General features: G+C 74.1%; 16 protein-coding genes and 2 pseudogenes. 11 read left to right on the top strand and 7 right to left on the bottom strand.

The window, feature by feature from the left end:
• Positions 1-37: 37 nt before the first annotated feature.
• The gene (gene pstB, locus FH969_RS03320; protein WP_108718250.1) at positions 38-817 is read left to right on the top strand and encodes a phosphate ABC transporter ATP-binding protein PstB; all 780 of its coding nucleotides are present in this window, start codon (positions 38-40) and stop codon (positions 815-817) included.
• A 94-nt stretch (positions 818-911) separates the two neighbouring features.
• Here pstB and FH969_RS03315 read toward each other — a convergent pair whose 3' ends face one another.
• From FH969_RS03315 to FH969_RS03305, 3 genes are all read right to left on the bottom strand, one after another.
• Positions 912-1,925, bottom strand: coding sequence for an inorganic phosphate transporter (locus FH969_RS03315; protein ID WP_139986094.1), 1,014 nt, complete (start codon positions 1,923-1,925; stop codon positions 912-914).
• A 3-nt stretch (positions 1,926-1,928) separates the two neighbouring features.
• A complete protein-coding gene (locus tag FH969_RS03310; RefSeq protein ID WP_139986092.1) occupies positions 1,929-2,561 on the bottom strand; it encodes a DUF47 domain-containing protein in 633 nt (210 codons plus the stop codon).
• Positions 2,562-2,723: 162 nt separating this feature from the next.
• Entirely contained in the window at positions 2,724-3,533 is an 810-nt protein-coding gene (locus FH969_RS03305) for a winged helix-turn-helix transcriptional regulator (protein WP_108718247.1), read from the bottom strand.
• A 131-nt stretch (positions 3,534-3,664) separates the two neighbouring features.
• Between FH969_RS03305 and FH969_RS15110 the strand changes: the two genes are divergently transcribed.
• Entirely contained in the window at positions 3,665-4,405 is a 741-nt protein-coding gene (locus FH969_RS15110; protein WP_108718246.1) for a hypothetical protein, read from the top strand.
• On the opposite strand, the gene FH969_RS03295 is transcribed toward FH969_RS15110, so the two are convergent.
• The 3 genes from FH969_RS03295 to FH969_RS03285 form a co-directional block, all read right to left on the bottom strand.
• On the bottom strand, positions 4,393-5,595 hold the full coding sequence (locus FH969_RS03295; protein ID WP_139986089.1) for an SGNH/GDSL hydrolase family protein: 1,203 nt from the start codon (positions 5,593-5,595) through the stop codon (positions 4,393-4,395). The two genes, FH969_RS15110 and FH969_RS03295, sit on opposite strands and share 13 nt — an antisense overlap.
• Before the next feature lie 5 nt (positions 5,596-5,600).
• On the bottom strand, positions 5,601-6,749 hold the full coding sequence (locus FH969_RS03290; RefSeq protein ID WP_108718244.1) for a glycoside hydrolase family 88/105 protein: 1,149 nt from the start codon (positions 6,747-6,749) through the stop codon (positions 5,601-5,603).
• A gap of 94 nt (positions 6,750-6,843) precedes the next feature.
• Entirely contained in the window at positions 6,844-7,890 is a 1,047-nt protein-coding gene (locus FH969_RS03285; RefSeq protein WP_139986087.1) for a LacI family DNA-binding transcriptional regulator, read from the bottom strand.
• A gap of 458 nt (positions 7,891-8,348) precedes the next feature.
• Here FH969_RS03285 and FH969_RS03280 point away from each other — a divergent pair, with 458 nt between their 5' ends.
• From FH969_RS03280 to FH969_RS15595, 6 genes and pseudogenes are all read left to right on the top strand, one after another.
• A complete protein-coding gene (locus tag FH969_RS03280) occupies positions 8,349-8,930 on the top strand; it encodes a heme-binding beta-barrel domain-containing protein (protein WP_139986086.1) in 582 nt (193 codons plus the stop codon).
• Between the two features lies 1 nt (position 8,931).
• Complete coding sequence (ygfZ, locus tag FH969_RS03275) at positions 8,932-10,098, top strand: CAF17-like 4Fe-4S cluster assembly/insertion protein YgfZ (RefSeq protein WP_234417837.1); 1,167 nt, start codon at positions 8,932-8,934, stop codon at positions 10,096-10,098.
• The gene (locus FH969_RS03270) at positions 10,095-11,291 is read left to right on the top strand and encodes an FUSC family protein (RefSeq protein ID WP_139986084.1); all 1,197 of its coding nucleotides are present in this window, start codon (positions 10,095-10,097) and stop codon (positions 11,289-11,291) included. Before ygfZ ends, FH969_RS03270 begins: the two co-directional genes overlap by 4 nt.
• Positions 11,292-11,301: 10 nt before the next feature.
• The gene (locus tag FH969_RS03265; RefSeq protein ID WP_234417835.1) at positions 11,302-11,646 is read left to right on the top strand and encodes a DUF2516 family protein; all 345 of its coding nucleotides are present in this window, start codon (positions 11,302-11,304) and stop codon (positions 11,644-11,646) included.
• Between the two features lie 4 nt (positions 11,647-11,650).
• Positions 11,651-12,073 (top strand): D-aminoacyl-tRNA deacylase, encoded by a 423-nt coding sequence (gene dtd / locus FH969_RS03260; protein ID WP_139986082.1) that lies wholly within the window; start codon positions 11,651-11,653, stop codon positions 12,071-12,073.
• A gap of 42 nt (positions 12,074-12,115) precedes the next feature.
• Positions 12,116-13,270 (top strand): annotated as a pseudogene (locus tag FH969_RS15595) (AfsR/SARP family transcriptional regulator); the annotation flags it as partial.
• An 81-nt stretch (positions 13,271-13,351) separates the two neighbouring features.
• Here the strand turns inward: FH969_RS15595 and FH969_RS15590 are convergent.
• A pseudogene (locus FH969_RS15590) lies at positions 13,352-13,675 on the bottom strand (ATP-binding cassette domain-containing protein); the annotation flags it as partial.
• 251 nt (positions 13,676-13,926) lie between these two features.
• Here FH969_RS15590 and FH969_RS03250 point away from each other — a divergent pair.
• The 3 genes from FH969_RS03250 to FH969_RS03240 form a co-directional block, all read left to right on the top strand.
• Positions 13,927-16,479 (top strand): ATP-dependent Clp protease ATP-binding subunit, encoded by a 2,553-nt coding sequence (locus FH969_RS03250; protein ID WP_108718237.1) that lies wholly within the window; start codon positions 13,927-13,929, stop codon positions 16,477-16,479.
• 686 nt (positions 16,480-17,165) lie between these two features.
• Entirely contained in the window at positions 17,166-20,216 is a 3,051-nt protein-coding gene (locus tag FH969_RS03245) for a glycoside hydrolase family 2 TIM barrel-domain containing protein (RefSeq protein ID WP_246071675.1), read from the top strand.
• A gap of 195 nt (positions 20,217-20,411) precedes the next feature.
• Positions 20,412-21,074, top strand: a 663-nt coding sequence (locus FH969_RS03240; protein ID WP_218975249.1) for a family 43 glycosylhydrolase, incomplete at its 3' end; no start/stop codon positions are given.

Here is a 21,074-nt window from a genome sequence, read left to right as displayed (position 1 = left end):
ACCAGCAGCCGCCACCGCACAAGGAGACCCAGAACCCATGTCCAAGCGCATCGACGTCAGCGACCTCGACATCTACTACGGCGACTTCCTGGCCGTGAAGGGCGTGAACATGGCCATCGAGCCGCGTTCCGTCACCGCCCTCATCGGCCCGTCCGGGTGCGGGAAGTCCACCTTCCTGCGCACGCTCAACCGGATGCACGAGGTGATCCCGAAGGCCCGCGTGGAGGGCAAGGCCGTCATGGACGGCGTGGACATCTACGGCCGCGACGTCGACCCGGTCGAGGTCCGCCGCCAGATCGGCATGGTGTTCCAGCGGCCGAACCCGTTCCCCACGATGTCCATCAAGGAGAACGTGCTGGCCGGGGTGAAGCTCAACAACAAGCGCCTCTCGCGCTCCGACGCCGACGCCCTCGTCGAGCGCTCCCTGCGCGGCGCGAACCTGTGGAACGAGGTCAAGGACCGCCTTGACAAGCCCGGCTCGGGCCTGTCCGGCGGCCAGCAGCAGCGCCTGTGCATCGCCCGCGCGATCGCGGTGTCGCCGCAGGTGCTCCTCATGGACGAGCCGTGCTCGGCGCTCGACCCGATCTCCACGCTCGCGATCGAGGACCTCATCGCGGAGCTCAAGGCCGACTACACGATCGTCATCGTCACGCACAACATGCAGCAGGCCTCGCGCGTCTCCGACCGCACGGGCTTCTTCAACCTCGAAGCCACGGGCAAGCCCGGCCAGCTCGTCGAGATGGACGACACCACCACGATGTTCTCCGCGCCCTCGCAGAAGCAGACCGAGGACTACATCTCCGGCCGCTTCGGGTGAGCCGCGGCGGTGCGCCCCGGCGCACCGCTTCGCACCACGCGCACGCACGCACGACGGCGAAGGCCGGCTCCCGAACGGGAGCCGGCCTTTCGCGTCAGAGCAGCACGGCGGCGAGCACGGCGTAGCTCCCGGCGGAGACCAGCGCCGCAGCGGGGATCGTGAGCAGCCACGCCACGCCGATGTTGCCCGCGACGCCCCAGCGCACGGCGGACAGTCGTCGGGTGGCGCCGACACCCATGATCGCCGACGTGATCGTCTGGGTGGTCGAGACCGGGGCGTGCAGCCCCATCGCCATGACGTAGAGCACGAATGCGGAGACCGACTCGGCGACGAACCCGCGCGGGGGGTCCAGGTCGATCAGTCGCCGCCCCAGCGTCCGCATGATCCGCCACCCGCCCGACCACGTGCCGAGCGAGATCGCCAGCGCCGCGAGGAGCTTCACCCACAGGGGGATCGCGTCGTCGGCGCGCACCCAGCCTGCGGACAGCAGCGCGAGGAAGATGACGCCCATCGTCTTCTGGGCGTCCTGCAGGCCGTGGCCGAGCGCCATCGCCGCCGCCGAGACGGTCTGGGCGAGGCGGAACCCGCGCGTGGTGGGTCCCGGCCGTGCGTTCCGGAACCGCCACAGCACCCCGATCATGAGCGCGAACGCGAGCGTGAAACCGATCACGGGGGACAGCACCATGGGGATGACGACCTTGTCCAGGACCTCGCCCCACTGGACTACGAACGAGCCCGCAAGGCCCGCGCCGACGAGCCCGCCGATGAGGGCGTGCGAGGAGGACGACGGCAGGCCGCGCCACCAGGTCAGCAGGTTCCAGCCGATCGCGCCGACGAGCGCCGCGAGCACGACGACGAGCGCGGCGTTCGCGTGCGAGCCCTCGCGGAGGTCGAGCGTGACGATGCTCGTGGCGATCGTCTCGGCGACCGAGGTGCCGAGCAGCGCGCCCACGAAGTTCATCACCGCGGCCATCACCACGGCGACCCGCGGGGTGAGGGCGCGCGTGGAGACCGAGGTGGCGACCGCGTTCGAGGCGTCGTGGAACCCGTTGGTGTAGTCGAAGCCCAGGGCGAGCGCGACGACGAGGAGGACGAGGGCGACCTCCACCGATCAGGCTTCCTTGATCGCGATGGTCTCGATCACGGCCGCGACGCGCTCGAAGGCGTTCACGGCGCGCTCGAGGCCGTCAGTGATCTCCTTCAGCTTGAGCACCTCCACGGCGTCGCGGCCGGCGGGGGAGGTGCCGTCGAAGATCGTCGAGAGCACCGCGCGGTGCATGATGCCCGCCGCGTTCTCGATGCTGTTCAGCTCGACCCAGTACTCGCGCAGGTTCGCCATGGTGCGCAGCCGGGGCACGGCGTCGGACGTCAGCTCGGCGCACCGCTGGATCGCGTCGACCTGCGCGACCACCCCCGCGGGCAGCTCGCCCACCCGGAACGACACGACGCGGTCGCCGACCTCCTCGAGGAGGTCGACGCAGTCGTCGAGGGACGCGGTGAGCCGCGCGATGTCCTCACGGTCCAGCGGCGTCACGAACGTCTCGGCCAGGCGGTGGAGCACCGCGTGCGCGCTCTCGTCGGCAGCCTGCTCCGCGGCGCCGAGTCGGGCGGCGAGCTCGGCGCGCGCGGCAGTCGGGGCGGCCACCAGCTGGGCGAGCAGGTCCGCGGTCGACGGGAGGTGCTGGGCGAGGGCGGTCAGGAGGTGGAGGATCGAGGAGTCGCGGGGCTTGAGGCGCAGGCGCACGAGCTCTCCCGAAGTCGAAGGGGGTAGTGGACACCGGACCGGGAAGCGCCTCTCGGCGCGTGGCCGCTCGAAGCGGCTGTGATTGGAGCCCGGGGCTTGCCCGGCCCGGCGTCCGCGGACACTCTACCTGCCGAAGGTGACGGGGTGTCCGGCGGGTGAACGTCAGGAGCGGGCGCCCGCCCGGGTGCTGGGACGCGCGGGGGCGACGCGCCCGGGGACGGGCGACGCCGCGCCGTCGGGGGCGTTCGTGCCGGTGGGCGCGACGACGGGCGCGACGATCGGGGCCTGCGCGAGATCGGGCCGCGGCGGCTCGAACCGGTAGCCGACGTTGCGCACCGTGCCGATGAGCGACTCGTGCTCGATCCCGAGCTTCGCGCGCAGCCGGCGGACGTGCACGTCCACGGTGCGCGTGCCCCCGTAGTAGTCGTACCCCCAGACCTCCTGCAGCAGCTGGGCACGCGTGAAGACGCGGCCGGGGTGCTGGACGAGGTACTTGAGGAGCTCGAACTCCTTGTACGTGAGGTCGAGCGCCCGACCGCGCAGCCGCACGGTGTAGCCGCTCGGGTCGATCGCGAGGTCGCCGGCCTCGATCTCGGCGTCCTCGTCGGCGAGGCGCTGCGAGCGGTCGGACTCCCCGAGCAGGCGAAGGCGGGTGGACAGCTCGGCCGGTCCTGCGGTGTCCAGGACGATGTCGTCGGTGCCCCAGTCGGCGTTCACGACCGTCAGCCCGCCCTCGGTGAGCACGAGGAGCAGCGGCACGGTCAGGCCCGTGGAACGGATGAGGCGGCAGGTGGTGCGCGCGGTCGCAAGGTCGCGCCGACCGTCCAGGATGACGACGTCCGCGTCGGGTGCCTCCAGCAGGGCCGACGGCTCCACGGGCAGCACGCGCACGCGATGACTGAGGAGGCCGAGAGCGGGCAGCACCTGGGACGAGCCACCGGGTTCCGACGTCAGCAGGAGCAGATCGGCCACGCCGTTCCTTCCTCGGGTCGGACAGGGGGAGTGGTTGGAGTGTATTGCAGTACCGTGGACGGGCCCCGTCGGGGCGCCCGGAGCTGCCGGGAGAGTCGTCGGCCAGAGCGCGTTCGCGCCGGGGGAGAGTCATGGCAGAGGTGCGCACGCTCGGCGCCTCGACGCGCGCCGTCGTGAGCGCCGCCGCGGCGGCCCTCGTGGCGATCGCCTCCTACGCGGGCACGACGGCGGTGCTCGCCGTGGTCGCCGTCCTCCTCCTCGCGTTCGCCTGGGGATGGCCGCGGCTGGTCGGCCTCCCCGTCGCCGGTCGACGCGCCGTGCTGCTCGCCGTCGTCGCCGTCCTCTCGCTCTCCGCGGTGCTGCTGACGGGCGATCTGGAGTACCTCGCGGTGGTCGCCGCCGCCGGCGTGATCGGCGCCTTCGTGCTCGAGCTGACCCGCGACGACGGGCGACCACGCCTCGTGGACTCGCTCTCGGCGTCGTGCGCCGGGGTCGTGGTGGTGGTGTCCGGCGCCGGCTGGGTCGGCATGGGGCGCACGCCGCTCGAGGTCGCCGTCGTGTTCACCGCCGCGGGCACGCTCGCCGCCGGCGCGGCGTGCGCCGCGATCCACCTGCCGCCGTGGGTGCACGCCGGGGTCACGATCGTCGGGGCGACCGTGGTCGGCGCCGTCGCCGGGCTCGTGCTGCCCGAGCTCGGCTACGTCGGCGCCATCATCGGCTTCGCGTCCGGCCTGCTCAGCGCCGCGCTGCACCAGCTGCTCGGGCGCTACCCCGCGGCGAACCGGCTCGTGCCGGCGCTCGCGGCCGCGGTGCTGCCGGTGGTCGTGGTGGGCGTGCCGGTCTACGTGATCGCGCGGTTCTACCTCGTCTGAGTCGTCTGGGCCGGCTGGGCCGGCGGCTGAGCCAGCCGCGAGAGGTGCTCGGCGGCGCGCTCCCCGATGCGCCGCTGCGCGGGCGGGTCGGGGTGCAGCAGGTCGGCCATCGGGAGCTCGACGCCGTCCTGCTCGCCGTACAGCGCGAGGCCGTCGAGGTGGTGCAGCGCGGTGTCGCCGGCCGCGCGGCGGGCGGCCACGACGTCGGCCACGAGTACCCGCATGTCCCGCAGCGTGAGGCGGCCCTCGGCCACCTGCTCCGGCTTGCCGAGCGAGACGAACTCGACGTGGTCGGTCACGGTCGGGTCGATCACGGTCGGCCCGGGGGTGTCCTCCGCGATGGGGCAGAACAGCGGGGAGATCACGAGGAACGGCGTGTCGGGGTGGCCCTCGCGCACGGTGTCGAGGAACCCGTGCAGCAGCGGCGCGAACATCCGCCGGCCGTACGCGTTGGCGTTGAGGACGTTGATCCCGATCTTGAGCGAGAGAAGGTCCGCCGGCGCGTCGCGCATCGTGCGGGCCACGAACGGGTCGAGCATCGCCGCGCCGGACAGCCCGAGGTTGACGAGGTCCAGGCCGGCCGTTCGCGCCGCGACGGCGGGCCACGTGCCGGTCGGCGACGCCGCCTCCGCGCCGTGGCTGATCGAGGAGCCGTGGTGCACCCACCGCGGTTGGTCGACGGCGGGCGGGGCCGCGACGTCGTCGGCCTCGAGCGCGACCAGCCGCACCCGGTCGCGGTAGGGCAGCCAGAGCTCGACGGTGCGCGGGCGGCCGTCGCCGGGCGGGAGGTCCACCGCGAGGGCCTCGGGCGCCCCGAGGTCCTCGTGCTGCGTGATCGCTGCGAGGTCGAGCGTGACGAGCCCGGTGCCGATGGGCTCGATGGCGCAGTGGAGCTCGCCGTCGAGCACGACGTCGATCGGGCCGGGCGGGCGCGGCGGTGTCTCGACGGCGGGCGGGACCGGGCGAACGAGGGTGCGGCTGACGCGCGCGTGCAGCACGCAGGCGTCCGAGGTGGTGCGGAACCGCACGCGGACGCCCGAGGGGTGCGCGACGTTGACCGCGTACAGCGGGTCGGGGTACTGCGCGCGGGTCCACGCCGGGAGGCGCTGCGGGAGCAGGCCGGCGTCGGTCGGCTCGAGCCAGGCCGCGCCGCGGACGTCGAGCCGGGCGTCGGGGAACGGGATGCGCACGGGGACTACTCGGCGGTGTCGGCGGAGCCGCCGGCGCCCGACGCGCCCGTGCTCGCCGTCGTGCTCGCGTCGCTCTCGGAGACGGTCTCGGCGGTCCGGGCGGTCTCCGCCTCGGCGGCGCGGGTCGCCTCGCCCGCCGTGAGGAGCCCGGCGAGGAACGTGAGCCCGAGGCCCTGGCCCCAGCCCTGCGTCCACTTGCGGGAGATCGAGCGGTAGCCCTCGCGGTCGCGCATGACGGCGGTGCCGGCCGAGGTGTTGAGGAGCCGGCCGTCGGGGGAGACGTTGGCGAGGACGCCCTCCTGCGCGGCGGCCACGGCGCGGGTGTGCAGCGGGTTGCCGCCCGCGAGCATCGCCGCGGCGATCCCGGCCGAGGCCGAGAGCTCCTCGTAGCTCTCCTCGTCGTCGAGCACGGTGCGCCACAGGCCGTCGGGGGTCTGCAGCGCCCGCACGCCTGCGAGCTGGTCGCGCAGCGAGCTGTCGACGTCCATGAACTGCGGGTAGAGGTAGGGCTGCGGGATCGTGCGGCCGACCTGGCTCATCGTGTAGGCGGCCCAGGCGTTGGCGCGGGCCCAGAAGAAGCCCGACATGTGGTCGCCGCGGACGTTGTCGTAGCCGTGGTAGAAGAGGCCGGTCGCGGGGTCCTGCAGGTACTCGATGTGCCAGAAGTACTGGTTGAGCGCGTCGTCGACGAGCGCGCGGTCCTCGTCGCGTGCGCCGACCCGCAGCATGAGGAACGCCGCCATGAACAGGGTGTCGGCCCACGCCTGCTCGGGGAAGTCGTTGTTGGCGGACACGGTGTGCTGGAGCACGCCGTCGCCGAAGCGCAGCGCGCGGTGGCGCAGGTAGTCCATCTTCTGCTCGAGGATGTCGCCGTAGCGCTGCTCGCCGGTGACCTTCTGGAGCGTGAGCAGGCTGTGGCCCATCGCGCACGTGTTGACCGTCCAGCCCGGCAGGCCGACGTCGATGAGCTCGTCCACCCGCGCCTGCAGCAGCTCGAGGTAGGCGTCCTCGCCCGTCGCCTCGTACGCCTGCGCGACGCCGTAGTACGCGACGCCGCACGGCCAGTCCCACGTGAGGTCCATCGCCATCGTGCGGCGGACCATGGCGTCCAGGGCGGTGCGCAGGCGTGCGTCGTCCGTGCTGACGCGGATCATCTCGGGGTGTCCTCTCGGTGGGAGCTGGGGGGCGGTGCTGTCGGTGTCGTGTTGCTGCTGTGGTGCCGGGGCGTGGTGCTGTCGGTGGTCGGAGCTAACGCGCGCTGCGGGTCGTGCCACGCGGGATCACGGTGAAGTCGGCCAGGCGTGAGTCGACCGCACCGGGGTCGTCCTCGTCGTCGTGCTCGAGCAGGTGCGCGAGGACCTCCAGAGCGAGGCCGGCGGCGTGCCGCTTGCCCGGCTCGACCGTGGACAGGGCGGGCAGGGCGAAGGCGGACTCCTCCAGGTCGTCGAACCCGGCCACCTGCACCTGGCCGGGCACGTCGAGACCGGCGCGCACCAGCGTGCTGAGCGCGCCGAGCGCGAGCATGTCGTTGAAGCCGAACACAGCGTCGACCTCGACCCCGTCGGCGAGCAGCTCGGCGACGGCCTGCGCCCCGGAGGTGCGGTGCCACGCCGTCGTCGGCCGGATGAGGGCGTCGTCGCGGGGGATGCCGGCGGCGTCGAGCGCGGCGAGGTAGCCCTCGAGGCGCGGCGTGGCCGACCCCGCGCGCTCGTGCGGCCCGATCGCCGCGATCCGCCGCGCTCCGCCCGCGAGGAGCAGCTCGGTGACGGCGCGGCTCGCCTCGACGTTCCGGTAGCCGACCTGCGGGCAGTGCGAGTCCGCCCCGCGCTCCCCGAGCAGGACCACGGGGACGCGATGGGCGCGGCGGGTCTCGAGCACGTCGTCGATCTCCGTGCCGAGCAGCTTCTGCGGCACGTAGACGAGGCCGTCCACGAACGCCGTCATGCTGCCGGTCAGGACCGAGACCTCGTGCGCGCGGTCGCCGGCGAGCACCTCCACCGCGACGCGCAGCCCGTACCGCGATGCCGCCCCGATGACCTCGCTGGCGAGCTCGGCGAAGTAGGCGTTGCGCAGGTCCGGCACGACGAGCGCGATGGTGCCCGAGCGGCCCGAGCGCAGCGACCGCGCCAGCGCGTTCGGCTCGTAGCCCAGCTCGTCGGCGGCGGCCCGCACCCTGGCGCGGGTGGCGTCGGAGACCCGAGGGTGGTCGCGCAGCACGTTGGAGACGGTGGCGGGGGACACGCCCGCGAGGCGCGCGACGTCCCGGATCGTCGCGGGTGACGGGGCGGTGCTCACGGCCACTCCTGCAAAATCGATTCAATCCCCGGCTGCGTTGCCACCGACCGAAGTCGGGTGGGATGGCGTCACCCTACCGCACAGCCGGTTCACGGGCGGCCTTCCCGGCGGCGCGGATCCAGCGATCTGTGCCTTGTCGGGAGGCTGACCCAGCGATCTGTCGCGGGTCGGGGCTCGGAACTGGCACAGATCGCTGGCTTCGCGAGTGTGAGCGGCACGGATCGCTGGCTCCGTGTTGAGCAGCGGCACGTATCGCCGGCATCGCGTCCGCGGGAGCCGCGTCGGCCCGCGCAGCAGGCGAGCCCGCCCGGACCGACCCCGGACCGCGCGCGAGGCAGTAGGTAGCATCGGCCCATGTCGATCCACCTGATCTTCACCGCACTCATCGGCGTCGTGGTCGTCGCCGTCGGATGGTTCGCGGCCTACGTCGTCTACCGGCTGTACAAGCAGTCGCGCTGATGACGTTCACCATCGCCGACGACGTCGCGCCCGAGCTCTACCCGCTCGCGTGGCTCCTCGGCTCCTGGCGCGGACCCGGCGTCCTCGCCTACCCCGGCATCCCCGAGCGCGGCATCGTCGCCGACATGGTCGTCACGCACGACGGCGGGCCCTACCTCGCGTACACCACCACCCTTCGCCTCGGCGAGCGGGTCGACCACGAGGCGCCTTTCGACCCCGAGGCCCTCGTCGCGGGTGAGATCTGGTCGCGCGAGAGCGGGTTCTGGCGCCCTGCCACCGGGTCCGAGGCCCGCCCGGTCCAGGGCGCCCCCGCCGACGGACCAGCCCCCACCGCGATCGAGGTGCTCGCCACCGACCCCAGCGGCTTCGCGGCCGTGCTGGACGGCAGCGCGCAGGGCCCGCGGATCGACGTCGCGAGCGACTGGGTCGCGAGCACCGCCACGAGCCCCGGCCGCGTCACCGCCATCCGCCGGATGTACGGCTGGGTGCGCGGGGAGATCTTCTGGGCCCACGAGCTCGCGGCGTTCGGCCACGAGCTCGCCAACTACGCGTCCGGGCGGCTGGCCCGCGTGGCGGACTGACGTGCTCCCGATCCACGGCGCCGTCGCGGCGGCCGGCCCCGACGCCGGGGTCGCCGCGCACTACGGCGACCCGATGCGTGAGCAGCGCCTGCTCGAGGCAGGCCGCGGGGTCGTGGAGCTGCCGCTCGCCGTCGTGAGCGTGCGCGGCCGCGACCGCCTCGGCTGGCTCGACACCCTCTCCAGCCAGCGCGTGCGCGGCCTCGCGCCCGGCGAGAGCGCCGAGCTCCTGCTCCTGGACGTGCACGGCCGCGTCGAGCACGCCGCGGCGCTCGTGGACGACGGCACGACGGCGTGGCTCACCACCGAGGCCGGCCGCGCCGACGCGCTGGCCGCCTTCCTCGACTCGATGCGGTTCATGCTCGACGTCGCGGTCGCCCGCGAGGAGGACGTCGCCGTGCTCGGCACGGTCGTGCCCGGGCGCGGGGGCGCCTCCCGCGTGGTGGCCGAGACGCGCGCTGCCCTCGCAGGATCGGACACGTCCGACGCCGCGACGGCGAGCCACGCCTTCGGCCCCGACGCCCTGCGCGCCGTGTGGGTCGACCCGTGGCCCGGCGTCGTCCCGGGCGGCACGCGCTACGCCCTCGCTCAGCCGCACCCCGGTGAGGCGACGACGTTCGTCCTCGTGCTGCTGGCCGCGGACGCGGTCGACGCGGTGGTGACGCACCTGCGCGCGGCGGGGATCGCCGTCGCCGGCGTGCTCGCCTGGGAGGCGCTGCGCATCGCCGCGTGGCGGCCCCGGCTCGCGCGCGACGTCGACGACAAGGCGCTGCCGCACGAGCTGGACTGGCTGCGCACCGCCGTGCACCTGGACAAGGGCTGCTACAAGGGGCAGGAGGGCGTCGCGCGGACGTACAACCTCGGCCGGCCGCCGCGCCGCCTCGTGCTGCTGCACCTCGACGGCTCCGACCACCTGGTGCCCGAGGCCGGCGCGGACGTGGGCTGGGGCGGCCGGGTCGTGGGTCGCGTGACCTCCGTGGCACGCCACCACGACCTCGGTCCCGTGGCGCTCGCGGTGGTCAAGCGAACGCTCGACCCGGACGTGGACGTCGAGGTCGCCGGGCCCGCGGGCCCCGTCGCGGCGTCGCAGGAGGTCATCGTCCCGACCGACGGCTACGGCGAGGGCCGGCCGCAGGCCCGTGGGCCGGTGACGCCCGGCCTGCGTCGGTGAGCACGCCGCCCCCACCCGGGCGGCGGCCCTGGTCCGCCCTCGTGACGCCGGTGCTCGGGCGTCCGCGCGTGCGGGCCGGGCTCGGGCGGGTGCGTGTGGCTGCCCAGCCCGTCGCGTGGGCGAGCCTCGCAGCGGGGGTGGCGTACGCCGTCGCCGGCGCGCTGCTCGGCCACCCCTACCCGTTCTTCGCCTCGGTCGCGGCGTTCTCGGCGCTCGGCTTCTCCCCGGACGTGCAGCCGCGTCGAGTGGGCGAGCTGGCGTTCGGGGTGTCGCTCGGCGTCGCGATGGGCGAGCTCATCCAGCACGAGTTCGGCTCCGGGCCCGTGCAGACGACGGTGGTGGTGTTCCTCGCCGCGCTGATCGGCCGCGCGATCGACCCCTCGCCCGTGGTGACGACCCAGTCCGCCGTGCAGGCGATCGTCGTGCTCGGACTGCCGGCGGCCGCGTCGAGCGGGGGTCCCGTCGGCCGGTGGACCGACGCCCTGCTCGGCGGCCTCGTGGCGCTCGTGTTCTCGCTCTTCGTGCCGAAGGATCCGCGCCGCCGACCCCGGATGCTCGCGCGGACCGTGCTCGCCGAGCTCGGCGACGTCCTGGCGCTCGTGGGGCGCGCGCTCGCGCAGGGCGACACCGTGGCCGCCGCGGAGTCGCTCCGCCGCGGCCGGGCGACGCAGGGTCTGCTCGTCGCGTGGGCCGAGGCGGTCACCGCCTCGGGCTCGACGGCGAGGATCTCGCCCGCGTGGCGGCGCCACGCCCACGAGCTCGTCGTCCTCGACGCCGCGAGCGAGTTCACCGACCGCGCCGTGCGCACCTCGCGCGTGCTCGCGCGGCGCGCGGGCGTCTCGGTGCGCGAGGGCGTGCGCGACCCCTGCCTCGCCGGCCTCGTCGAGGAGGTCGGGCTGGCCGCGCGCCGGCTCGGCGTGGCCCTCGGGGAGGGACGCGAGCCGATCGCGCCGCGGGAGGACCTCGAGGCCGTCGCGGTGCGGCTGGACACGCGCGGGGAGCGCGACCCGGGCCGGCACGTCGTGCTCACGCTGCTGCGCTCGATCACGTTCGACCTGCTCCGGGTGGCGGGCTGCACCGAGGCGCAGGCCACGGCTGCGCTCGGTCGCGCCGGGGTGCCCGGGGCGCCGGACGCCCGGCCTGGCCCGAGCACGCCGCCCGCGCCCGGCGAGGACGGCGCGCCGACCCCGTAGGCTCGCACCCGTGCTCATCGGCCTGATCACGTTCTACGTCTTCCTGGGACTCGCCCTCGTCGGTTTCGCGATCGAGGCGTGGGCCCTGGTCGACGCCGTGCGCCGGCCCGCGCACTCCTTCGTGACCGCGGAGAAGCGGACGAAGGTCTTCTGGGTCTCGCTCACCGCCGTCGGTGCCCTCATCGGGTACCTCGCCATCCCGGGCTTCTCGGTGTTCGGCGTCCGGATCGGGTTCGGGCTGCCGTGGCTGTTCACGCTCCTGGCCGTGCTGCCCGGCGCCATCTACCTCGCGGACGTCAAGCCCGAGGTCATCCGGTACCTGCGCCGACCGGGGCCCTCGACCGGGCGCTGGTGACGGCGTGCGCGCCGTCGTCCAGCGGGTGACCCGCGCCCGCGTCACGGTCGCGGACGACGTCGTCGGCGAGATCGGCCTCGGCCTGCTCGCGCTGGTCGGGGTGACACACGACGACGGCGCCGCGCAGGCCGCCACGATCGCGCGCAAGATCGCCGACCTGCGCATCATGCCGGGGGAGCGGTCCGTGACCGAGACCGCCGGCGGCGTGCTCGTCGTCTCGCAGTTCACGCTGTACGGCGACGCGCGCAAGGGCCGCCGCCCCACGTGGATCGCCGCCGCCCCGGGCGACGTGGCCGAGCCGCTCGTCGACGCCGTCGTCGCCGACCTGCGCGGGCGCGGCCTCACCGTGGCCACGGGCGTGTTCGGGGCCGACATGGCCGTCGAGCTCGTCAACGACGGACCGGTGACGATCCTGCTGGAGGCCTGAGGCCCGCGACGTCCCCGTGCCGCGACGACCCCTCGTCCGCGGGTGCCTACGCTGGGGCCCGTGCCCCGGCTCGCCGTGATCGACGACGTGACCTGGGACGGCGTGCCGGTCACCGGGCCGATCGTGCGCGACCTGCTGCGCGCGCTGGTGGTCGCGGGCCCCGCCGGGAGCTCGGACGGCGCGCTGCTCGAGGCGCTCTGGGCGGACCCGCCCGGCCGCAACGCGCTGCAGACCGTCGTCTCACGCGCCCGCCGCGCGCTGACGGCCGAGGCCGTGGCGCGGACCGCGACGGGCTACCGGCTCGCACTCGACGCCGGCGAGGTCGACGCGTGGGCGCTCACCGAGGCGGCGCACGCCGCCGCCCGTGCGCTCGCGTCCGCCGACCCCGACGGCGTGCTCGCCGCGGCGAGGCACGTCGCCGACATCGGCTCGCGGCACGAGGGCGGGCGCGACGGCGAGGGTGCGCGCGCCGAGCCGGTCGGCCCCGCCGAGCGCTGGACCGAGCGCGGTCCGGCGGAGCGCGAGCTGCACGCCCGCGCGACGGCGGACCGCAGCCGCCTCGACGCGGCGCTCGGCAGCGTCCTGCTCGCGCTCGGCCGGGACGCCGAGGCCCTGGAGGCGCTCGAGCGCGCCCACGCCGCCCGACCCGACGACGAGGACGTCGCCGTTCCCTACCTGCGCGCCCTCGCGGCCGTCCACGGACCGCCGCGCGCCCTCGCGGCGTACGCCGCGCTCGCCGACCGCACCGCAGACCGACTGGGGGTCGACCCGTCGGCGCCGCTCGCCGTCGTGCACGCGGAGCTGCTGGCTGCCGACCGTCCCGTGCGGACCGGTGTGGTGCAGGACCCGACGCCGCTCATCGGCCGGGAGCGCGACCTTGCCGCCGTGCGCACCGCGCTCGAGGAGGCGCGGGTCGTCACGATCCTGGGGTCGGGCGGCCTCGGGAAGACGACCCTCGCGCAGCGCGTCGCGCGGACCGCGCGGCAGCCCGTCGTGCACGTGGTCGCGCTCGCGGCGGTGACGGCACCGGCGGACGTCGCGCCCGCCGTCGCCGCCGCGATCGGGGCGCGCGACGGGGCCGCCGAGCGGCACGACCAGCGGGCGGACGCGGGCGCCGTGCTCGCCCGGATCGCGGCTCACCTCGCCGGACCGCCGGTGCTGCTGGTCCTGGACAACTGCGAGCAGGTGGTCGAGGCCGTGGCCGACCTCGCCGCGTTCCTCGCCGCGGCGGTGCCCGGGCTGCGCGTGCTGACGCCCCGGCAGGCCCTGGAGCCGGCCGAACATCCGCAGGTTCTCCAGGGCCGTGAGGTCCTCGTCCACCGAGGCGTACTGCCCGGTGAGGCCGATGAGCTGACGCACCCGGTGCGGGTGCTTCATGACGTCGACGCCGAAGACCTCGGCGGTCCCGGAGTCGACCGGGAGGAGGGTGGCGAGCATGCGCAGGGTGGTCGTCTTGCCCGCACCGTTGGGGCCGAGGACGCCGACGATCTCGCCGCGCGCCACCTCGAGGTCGACGTGGTCGACCGCGCGGTTGCTCCCGAAGTCCTTGACGAGGCCGCGGGTGCGGACGGCCGGTGTGGCCGTGGGGGTGGTGGGTGTCATGGGACGAGGGTGCGCCCGAGGACTGACAGGTCGCTGACGCTCCGCTGACAGCGTGGCTGACGGTGGCTGACAGCGCGACCGGCGCGACGCCGTCGTGCGTGGACGTGGGCGCGACGCGCCGCATCGCCACCGAACCGTGATCCGCCGGGGGCGAACAGGGGCATGCAATGTCGGACTCGCTCGTTAGCCTGGGTGGACACCGTCAGCGGGCCGTTGTCGCGACCCGTCGTAGCCGGAAGGGAAGGTGCGCGATGTTCGAGAGATTCACCGACCGAGCTCGCCGCGTCGTCGTCCTCGCTCAGGATGAGGCGCGCATGCTCAACCACAACTACATCGGCACCGAGCACATCCTCCTCGGCCTCATCCACGAGGGCGAGGGCGTCGCTGCCAAGGCGCTGGAGTCGCTGGGCATCTCGCTCGACGTCGTGCGGCAGCAGGTCGTGGACATCATCGGCGAGGGCCAGCAGGCTCCCACCGGCCACATCCCGTTCACGCCGCGCGCCAAGAAGGTGCTCGAGCTCTCGCTGCGCGAGGCGCTCCAGCTGGGTCACAACCACATCGGCACCGAGCACATCCTGCTCGGCCTGATCCGCGAGGGCGAGGGCGTCGCCGCCCAGGTGCTCGGCAACCTCGGCGCCGACCTCGGTCGCGTGCGCCAGCAGGTGCTGCAGCTGCTCCAGGGTCAGCCCGGTGGCAAGGAGCCCGTCGCGGCCGGTGGCCCGCAGGAGGGCACGCCGTCCGGCTCGGCCGTCCTGGACCAGTTCGGCCGCAACCTCACCCAGCTCGCCCGCGAGGGCAAGCTCGACCCGGTGATCGGGCGCGAGCGGGAGACCGAGCGCGTGATGCAGGTGCTCTCGCGGCGCACCAAGAACAACCCCGTGCTCGTGGGCGAGCCCGGCGTCGGCAAGACCGCCGTCGTCGAGGGCCTCGCGCAGGACATCGTGCGCGGCACCGTCCCGGAGACGCTCAAGGACAAGCAGCTGTACACGCTCGACCTCGGCGCGCTCGTGGCCGGCTCGCGCTACCGCGGCGACTTCGAGGAGCGCCTCAAGAAGGTGCTCAAGGAGATCCGCACCCGCGGCGACATCATCCTGTTCATCGACGAGATCCACACGCTCGTCGGGGCGGGTGCCGCCGAGGGCGCGATCGACGCCGCCAGCATCCTCAAGCCGATGCTGGCGCGCGGTGAGCTCCAGACCATCGGCGCCACCACGCTGGACGAGTACCGCAAGCACGTCGAGAAGGACCCGGCGCTCGAGCGCCGGTTCCAGCCGATCACGGTCAACGAGCCGACGATCGCGCACGCCATCGAGATCCTCAAGGGCGTGCGGGACCGGTACGAGGCGCACCACCGCGTCACGATCACCGACGGCGCGCTCGTCGCCGCGGTGACGCTCGCGGACCGCTACGTCAACGACCGCCACCTGCCGGACAAGGCCATCGACCTGATCGACGAGGCGGGCGCCCGCCTGCGGATCCGCCGGATGACGGCGCCGCCGGAGCTGCGCGAGCTCGACGAGCAGATCGCCGAGGCGCGCCGCGCCAAGGAGTCCGCGATCGACGACCAGGACTTCGAGCGCGCCGCACGGCTGCGCGACGACGAGAAGAACCTCGCCGCCCGCCGCCTCGAGCGCGAGAAGGCCTGGAAGTCCGGCGACATGGACTCCGTCGCCACGGTGGACGAGGACCTGATCGCCGAGGTGCTCGCCGTCGCGACCGGCATCCCCGTCTTCAAGCTCACCGAGGAGGAGTCCTCGCGGCTGCTGCGGATGGAGGACGTGCTGCACGAGCGGATCGTGGGCCAGAAGGCTGCGGTCACCGCGCTCTCGCAGGCGATCCGCCGGACGCGGGCCGGCCTCAAGGACCCCAAGCGGCCCGGTGGCTCGTTCATCTTCGCCGGCCCCACGGGCGTCGGGAAGACCGAGCTGGCCAAGGCGCTCGCGGAGTTCCTGTTCGGGGACGAGGACGCGCTGATCCAGCTCGACATGTCCGAGTTCTCCGAGAAGCACACCGTCTCGCGGCTGTTCGGCTCCCCGCCGGGATACGTCGGCTACGAGGAGGGCGGCCAGCTCACCGAGAAGGTGCGCCGTCGGCCGTTCTCCGTGGTGCTCTTCGACGAGGTGGAGAAGGCGCACGCCGACATCTTCAACTCGTTGCTGCAGATCCTGGAGGACGGTCGCCTGACCGACTCCCAGGGCCGCGTGGTGGACTTCAAGAACACCGTCATCATCATGACGACGAACCTCGGCACGCGGGACATCGCCAAGGGGGTCCAGACGGGCTTCCAGGCGGGCGGCGACCTGTCGACGTCCTACGAGCGCATGAAGAGCAAGGTCAACGACGAGCTGAAGCAGCACTTCCGCCCGGAGTTCCTCAACCGCGTCGACGACGTGGTGGTCTTCCCGCAGCTCTCGCGGGACGAGATCTTCCAGATCGTGGACCTGATGGTCGCGCGGCTCGGGAAGCGGCTCGCGGACAAGGACATGGCGATCGAGCTGACCGAGGCCGCCAAGGGTCTGCTCGCCGAGCGCGGGTACGACCCGGTGCTCGGGGCTCGGCCGCTGCGTCGCGCGCTGCAGCGGGAGATCGAGGACGCCCTGTCCGAGAAGATCCTGTTCGGCGAGCTCCGCGCGGGTCAGAAGGTGCTCGTGGACGCCACCGGCGAGGGCCTGCTCGGGGAGTTCCTCTTCACCGGCATGGAGAAGTCCGACCCGCGCCTGGAGAGCGAGGCGAGCGACGTCGTCGTGGTGGGCGCCACCGCGATCGACGCGCCCGTCGAGGACGCCTCCACCAGCGAGAGCTGATCTGGGCGTCGCGGCCCACGCCGCCACCCACGAGCCGAAGGGCCGGCGCACCGTCAGGGTGCGCCGGCCCTTCGGCGTCTTGGTGGCTCGGTGGCTCGGCGGCTATGGGCGCGAAGGCGTTCGCTTGGATCGTCGGATGTGACGCTGGGCGCGGTTGGGGGTGGGTGTGCCGCGCGGAGTGTCACGCCCGGTGGGTGTGCCGCGCGGAGTGTCACACCCGGCGGGGGAGCGTCGCGACGCGTTCGCTTGGATCGTCGGATGTGACGCTGGGCGCGGTGGGGGTGGGTGTGCCGCGCGGAGCGTCACACTCGGCGCGAGTGCCGCGCGGAGCGTCACATGGGCGGGTGGGGAACCGGCCGGACGGGCGCCGCCGCCGCTCGCTCGCAACACCGCCCGCCTCGATGGCGGTACGCTCGTGGCGACGTCACCATCTAGTGAGTCCGCGCCGCTGAGGGCAGCCGAGACCGCCTGAGCCAGCACGTGCCGTCAACGAACGCCCGCGCCGACAACCCCGCCCACTCAGCCCGACCCAGTCCGCCGCCCACCACGCCACCGAACATGGAGTCTCCGTCGTGTCTGCCGCCAAGTCGATCGCTCCGCCCTTGCCTGAGCTCGCCGCAGGGACGGGCTCCGCGCACGTCCCTGCCGCACTTGACGGCGTCACCCACGAGACCGTCGCCCCTCCCGTGGGCATCCGCCCCGCGCGCTTCCGCCCACCGACCGGCGCGAGCAGCGCTGAGACGGTGAGCCTCGACGGCGACTGGCGCTTCCGACTCTTTCCCGGGGCCGAGACGGGCGCCGACCCGGCGGACGACGGCAGCAGCAGCAGCAACAGCAGCCCCGCCTCCGACCCCTGGGACATCCTCACCGTCCCCGGCCACTGGCAGCTCGCGGGGGCGCCCGACGCCTGGCCCTACGGCAAGCCCGCCTACACCAACGTCCTCTATCCGATCCCGCTCGACCCCCCGCGCGTGCCCCGCGACAACCCGACCGGGGAGTATCGCCGCACCTTCGACGTGCCGGAGTCATGGCTCGCCGAAGGCCGGGTCGTGCTGCGGTTCGAGGGCGTGGACTCGTGGTTCACGGTCGCCGTCAACGGCACCCCGCTCGCCGTCTCGCACGGCTCGCGCCTGCCCACCGAGATCGACGTCACCGAGCACGTCCGCGCGGGCGCCAACCTGCTCGCGGTCCGCGTCACGCAGTGGTCGGCGTTCACCTACGTCGAGGACCAGGACCAGTGGTGGCTGTCGGGGATCTTCCGCAGCGTGAGCCTCGAGCACCGCCCCGTCGGCGGGATCGAGCACGTCCGCGTCAGCGCCGAGTACGACCACACCAGCGGCGAGGGCACCCTGCGCGTCGACGTCACCGGGCCCGACGGCGAGCCCGCCCCCGGCGCGCGCGTCACCGTTGCCGAGCTCGGGATCGAGGTGGGCGCGGGTGAGGAGGTGACGCTCGCCGTCGACCCCTGGAGCGCGGAGGTGCCGCGCCTGTACGACGCGAGCGTCACGACCGACGCGGAGACGGTCGCCCTGCGGATCGGCTTCCGCACGGTGTCGATCGTGGACGGGGTGTTCCTCGTCAACGGCGCCCCGGTCAAGCTCAAGGGCGTCAACCGGCACGAGTTCGAGCCCACCGCCGGGCGCACCGTGAGCCCCGAGCAGATGCGGCAGGACGTGCTGCTGATGAAGCGGCACCACGTGAACGCGGTCCGGACCAGCCACTACCCCCCGCACCCGCACTTCCTGGACCTGTGCGACGAGTACGGCCTGTACGTCGTCGACGAGAACGACCTCGAGACGCACGGGTTCATCGCCGCGGGCTGGCGCGGCAACCCCACCGACGACCCGGCGTGGACCGACGTGCTCGTGGACCGCGTGACCCGGATGGTGCACCGCGACGCCCACCACGCGAGCATCATCCTGTGGTCGCTGGGCAACGAGGCGGGCGAGGGCCGCAACCTTGCGGCGATGAGCGCGGCGATCCGCGCACTCGACCCGAGCCGTCCGATCCACTACGAGGGCGACTGGTCCAGCGAGCACGTCGACGTCTACTCGCGGATGTACGCGTCCACGCAGGAGGTGGCGCTCATCGGCCGCGGCGAGGAGGACGCCCTGGCCGACGGCGAGCTCGACGCGCGCCGGCGCGGCCTGCCGTTCATGCAGTGCGAGTACGTGCACGCGATGGGCAACGGCCCGGGCGGTTTCACCGACTACGACGACCTGTTCGACGCGCACCCGCGCCTCATGGGCGGGTTCGTCTGGGAGTGGAAGGACCACGGCATCTCGCGTCGCGAGGACCTCGACGCCGGCACGGGTGAGACGTTCTACGGCTACGGCGGCGACTTCGGGGAGACCTTCCACGACGGCACGTTCATCGCCGACGGCCTGCTGCTGCCCGACCGCACGCCGTCGCCCGGCATGGTCGAGATGGCCGCGGTGTACGCGCCGGTGCGCGTCGACCCGCTCGACGTCGACGGCGACGGCGTGAGCGACCACCTGCTCGTCCGCAACCGCTACACGTTCCGCGACACCGCCCACGTGCGGCTCGCGTGGTCGCTGCACCAGGGCCACGAGGTGCTCGCCGCGGGCGAGCTGGACGACGAGGACACGCTGCTCGCCCCGGGCGAGGAGCTCCTGCTCGACGCTCCCGAGGAGGCGGTCGCGCTGGCCGCGCAGGCGCCGGGGCGCGAGCCGGTCTGGTGGACGGTGCGCGCCGTGCAGCGCGCGAACGCCGGCGCCGGACTTGACGCCGCGTGGCTCGACGGTCTCGACGGTCTCGACGGCGAGCACGTGCTCGGCGCCGGACAGCTGCTCCTGCGCGCGCAGCGCGCCCTGCCCGAGGCGGGCGACGGCGCGGCGAGCCAGGGCGCGGACGGCGGGTTCGCCGTCGGGCCCGCGCGGTTCGACCGCGCCGGACGACTCACGGCCCTGGGCGGCGTCGCGGTGCGCACGGCGCGCGTGGACGCGTGGCGCGCCTCGACCGACAACGACCACGCCAAGCAGTGGGAGGCCGCGCGCAGCGACGAGGAGACCTGGTACCTGCAGGGGCTCGCGCTGCTCACCGAGCGCCTCGACACCGCGGAGGTCGTCGACGACGCGGTCGTGGTGAGCGGCCGGGTGGCGGGCCCGGCGACGGAGGTCGGGCTCGCGTTCACCGCGACGTGGCGCGCGGTCGCGGCGGACGCCGTCGACCTCGACCTCACCATCGTGCCGGAGGGGCAGTGGCTCGGCAGCGTGCCGCGGCTCGGCCTGCTGCTCGGGCTGGAGCAGCCCGACCCCGGGGCCGTCGCGGCCGTCGAGGTCGACTGGGCGGGCCTGGGGCCGGAGGAGTCCTACGCCGACTCGACGAAGGCGGCGCTGGGCGGGGCGTGGCGGCACACGGTCGCCGACTGGCAGACGCGCTACACCCACCCGCAGGAGAACGGCGCGCGCCGCGGGGTCACCTCCGCGACGCTCACGCTCGACGGCGGACGCACCCTCGACCTCGAGGCCGCCGACAGCGAGCTCGGCGCGCGCACGCTGCCAGGGCTCGAGCTCACGCTGCGGCCGTGGACGGACCAGGCGCTGCACGCGGCGGCGCACCCGCACGACCTCGTGCCCGACGGCGTGCTCTGGGTCCACCTCGACGTCGCCCAGCACGGTGTCGGGACCGCGGCGTGCGGCCCCGGCGTGCTGGCCAACGCTGCGCTGCGGCCGGCGCCTGCGCGGCTGCGGGTGCGGCTCACGGTCGGCGGCTGAGCGGACTGACGGTCCAGCCCACTCGCTCCGCGCGCCGAGAACGGCCTGCTGCGGCGAGAACGGTCCCCGGCGGGCCGACCCATCGATGTGCTGCGTCGACGGCGTCTACTACCTCCTCACGTCCTCGTTCGGCTACCACCCCGGGCTGCCCGTGCACCGCACACCGACCTGCTGACGTGGGAGCTGATCGGGCACGTGCTGGTCGGGGAGAGCTGGCTGGACCTGCGCGGCCTCGGCGCCTCGTGGGGCGTGTGGGCGCCGACGATCCGGCACCACGCCGGGACGTTCTTCGTCGTCGTGACCGTCGCCGGCCCCACGCCGGTCGCGGGGAACTACCTCACGACGGCGAGCGACCCTGCCGGTCCCTGGTCACCCCCGCGGCGGCTCGCCGCCGAGGGCATCGACCCCGACCTGTTCGTCGATCGCGACGGCCGGGCCTGGGTGTGCGGTGCCCGCGACGCGGCCGAGCCCGACCGGCCCGGCCTCGGGCCGGGCGAGATCTGGCTGCGTGAGCTCGACCTGGACACGCTCGAGCTCGTGGGCCCGACCCACGTGCTGTGGCACGGCGCGATGACGAGCACGTGGGTCGAGGGTCCGCACCTGTACGAGCGGGACGGGCGCTACCTGCTCGTCGGCGCCGAGGGTGGGACCGAGCGCAACCACGCCGTGACGTGCGCCGTCGCCGACGCGGTGACCGGCCCCTTCCGGACCGACCCGCGCAGCCCGCTGCTCACGCACCGCCATCTCGGTGAGTCCCACCCCGTGCAGAACGTGGGCCACGCGGACCTCGTGACGACGCCGGACGGCGGCCTCGTGGCCGTGGTGCTGGGCGTGCGGCCGCTCGCGGCCCACCACGTG

The sequence above is a fragment of the Miniimonas arenae genome, from assembly GCF_006351005.1.
Lineage (GTDB): Bacteria > Actinomycetota > Actinomycetes > Actinomycetales > Beutenbergiaceae > Miniimonas > Miniimonas arenae.
The sequence above is the reverse complement of the archived record's forward strand: the minus strand, read 5'-3'. Positions and strand labels throughout refer to the sequence as shown.

Bases quoted from the DNA above. Each gene is read 5' to 3' on its own strand.
- FH969_RS03290 (WP_108718244.1), bottom strand. From the start codon at position 6,749: ATGATCCGCGTCAGCACGGACGACGCACGCCTGCGCACCGCCCTGGAC.
- FH969_RS03280 (WP_139986086.1), top strand. From the start codon at position 8,349: ATGACGTTCACCATCGCCGACGACGTCGCGCCCGAGCTCTACCCGCTC.
- FH969_RS03250 (WP_108718237.1), top strand. From the start codon at position 13,927: ATGTTCGAGAGATTCACCGACCGAGCTCGCCGCGTCGTCGTCCTCGCT.
- FH969_RS15110 (WP_108718246.1), top strand. From the start codon at position 3,665: ATGGCAGAGGTGCGCACGCTCGGCGCCTCGACGCGCGCCGTCGTGAGC.
- pstB (WP_108718250.1), top strand. From the start codon at position 38: ATGTCCAAGCGCATCGACGTCAGCGACCTCGACATCTACTACGGCGAC.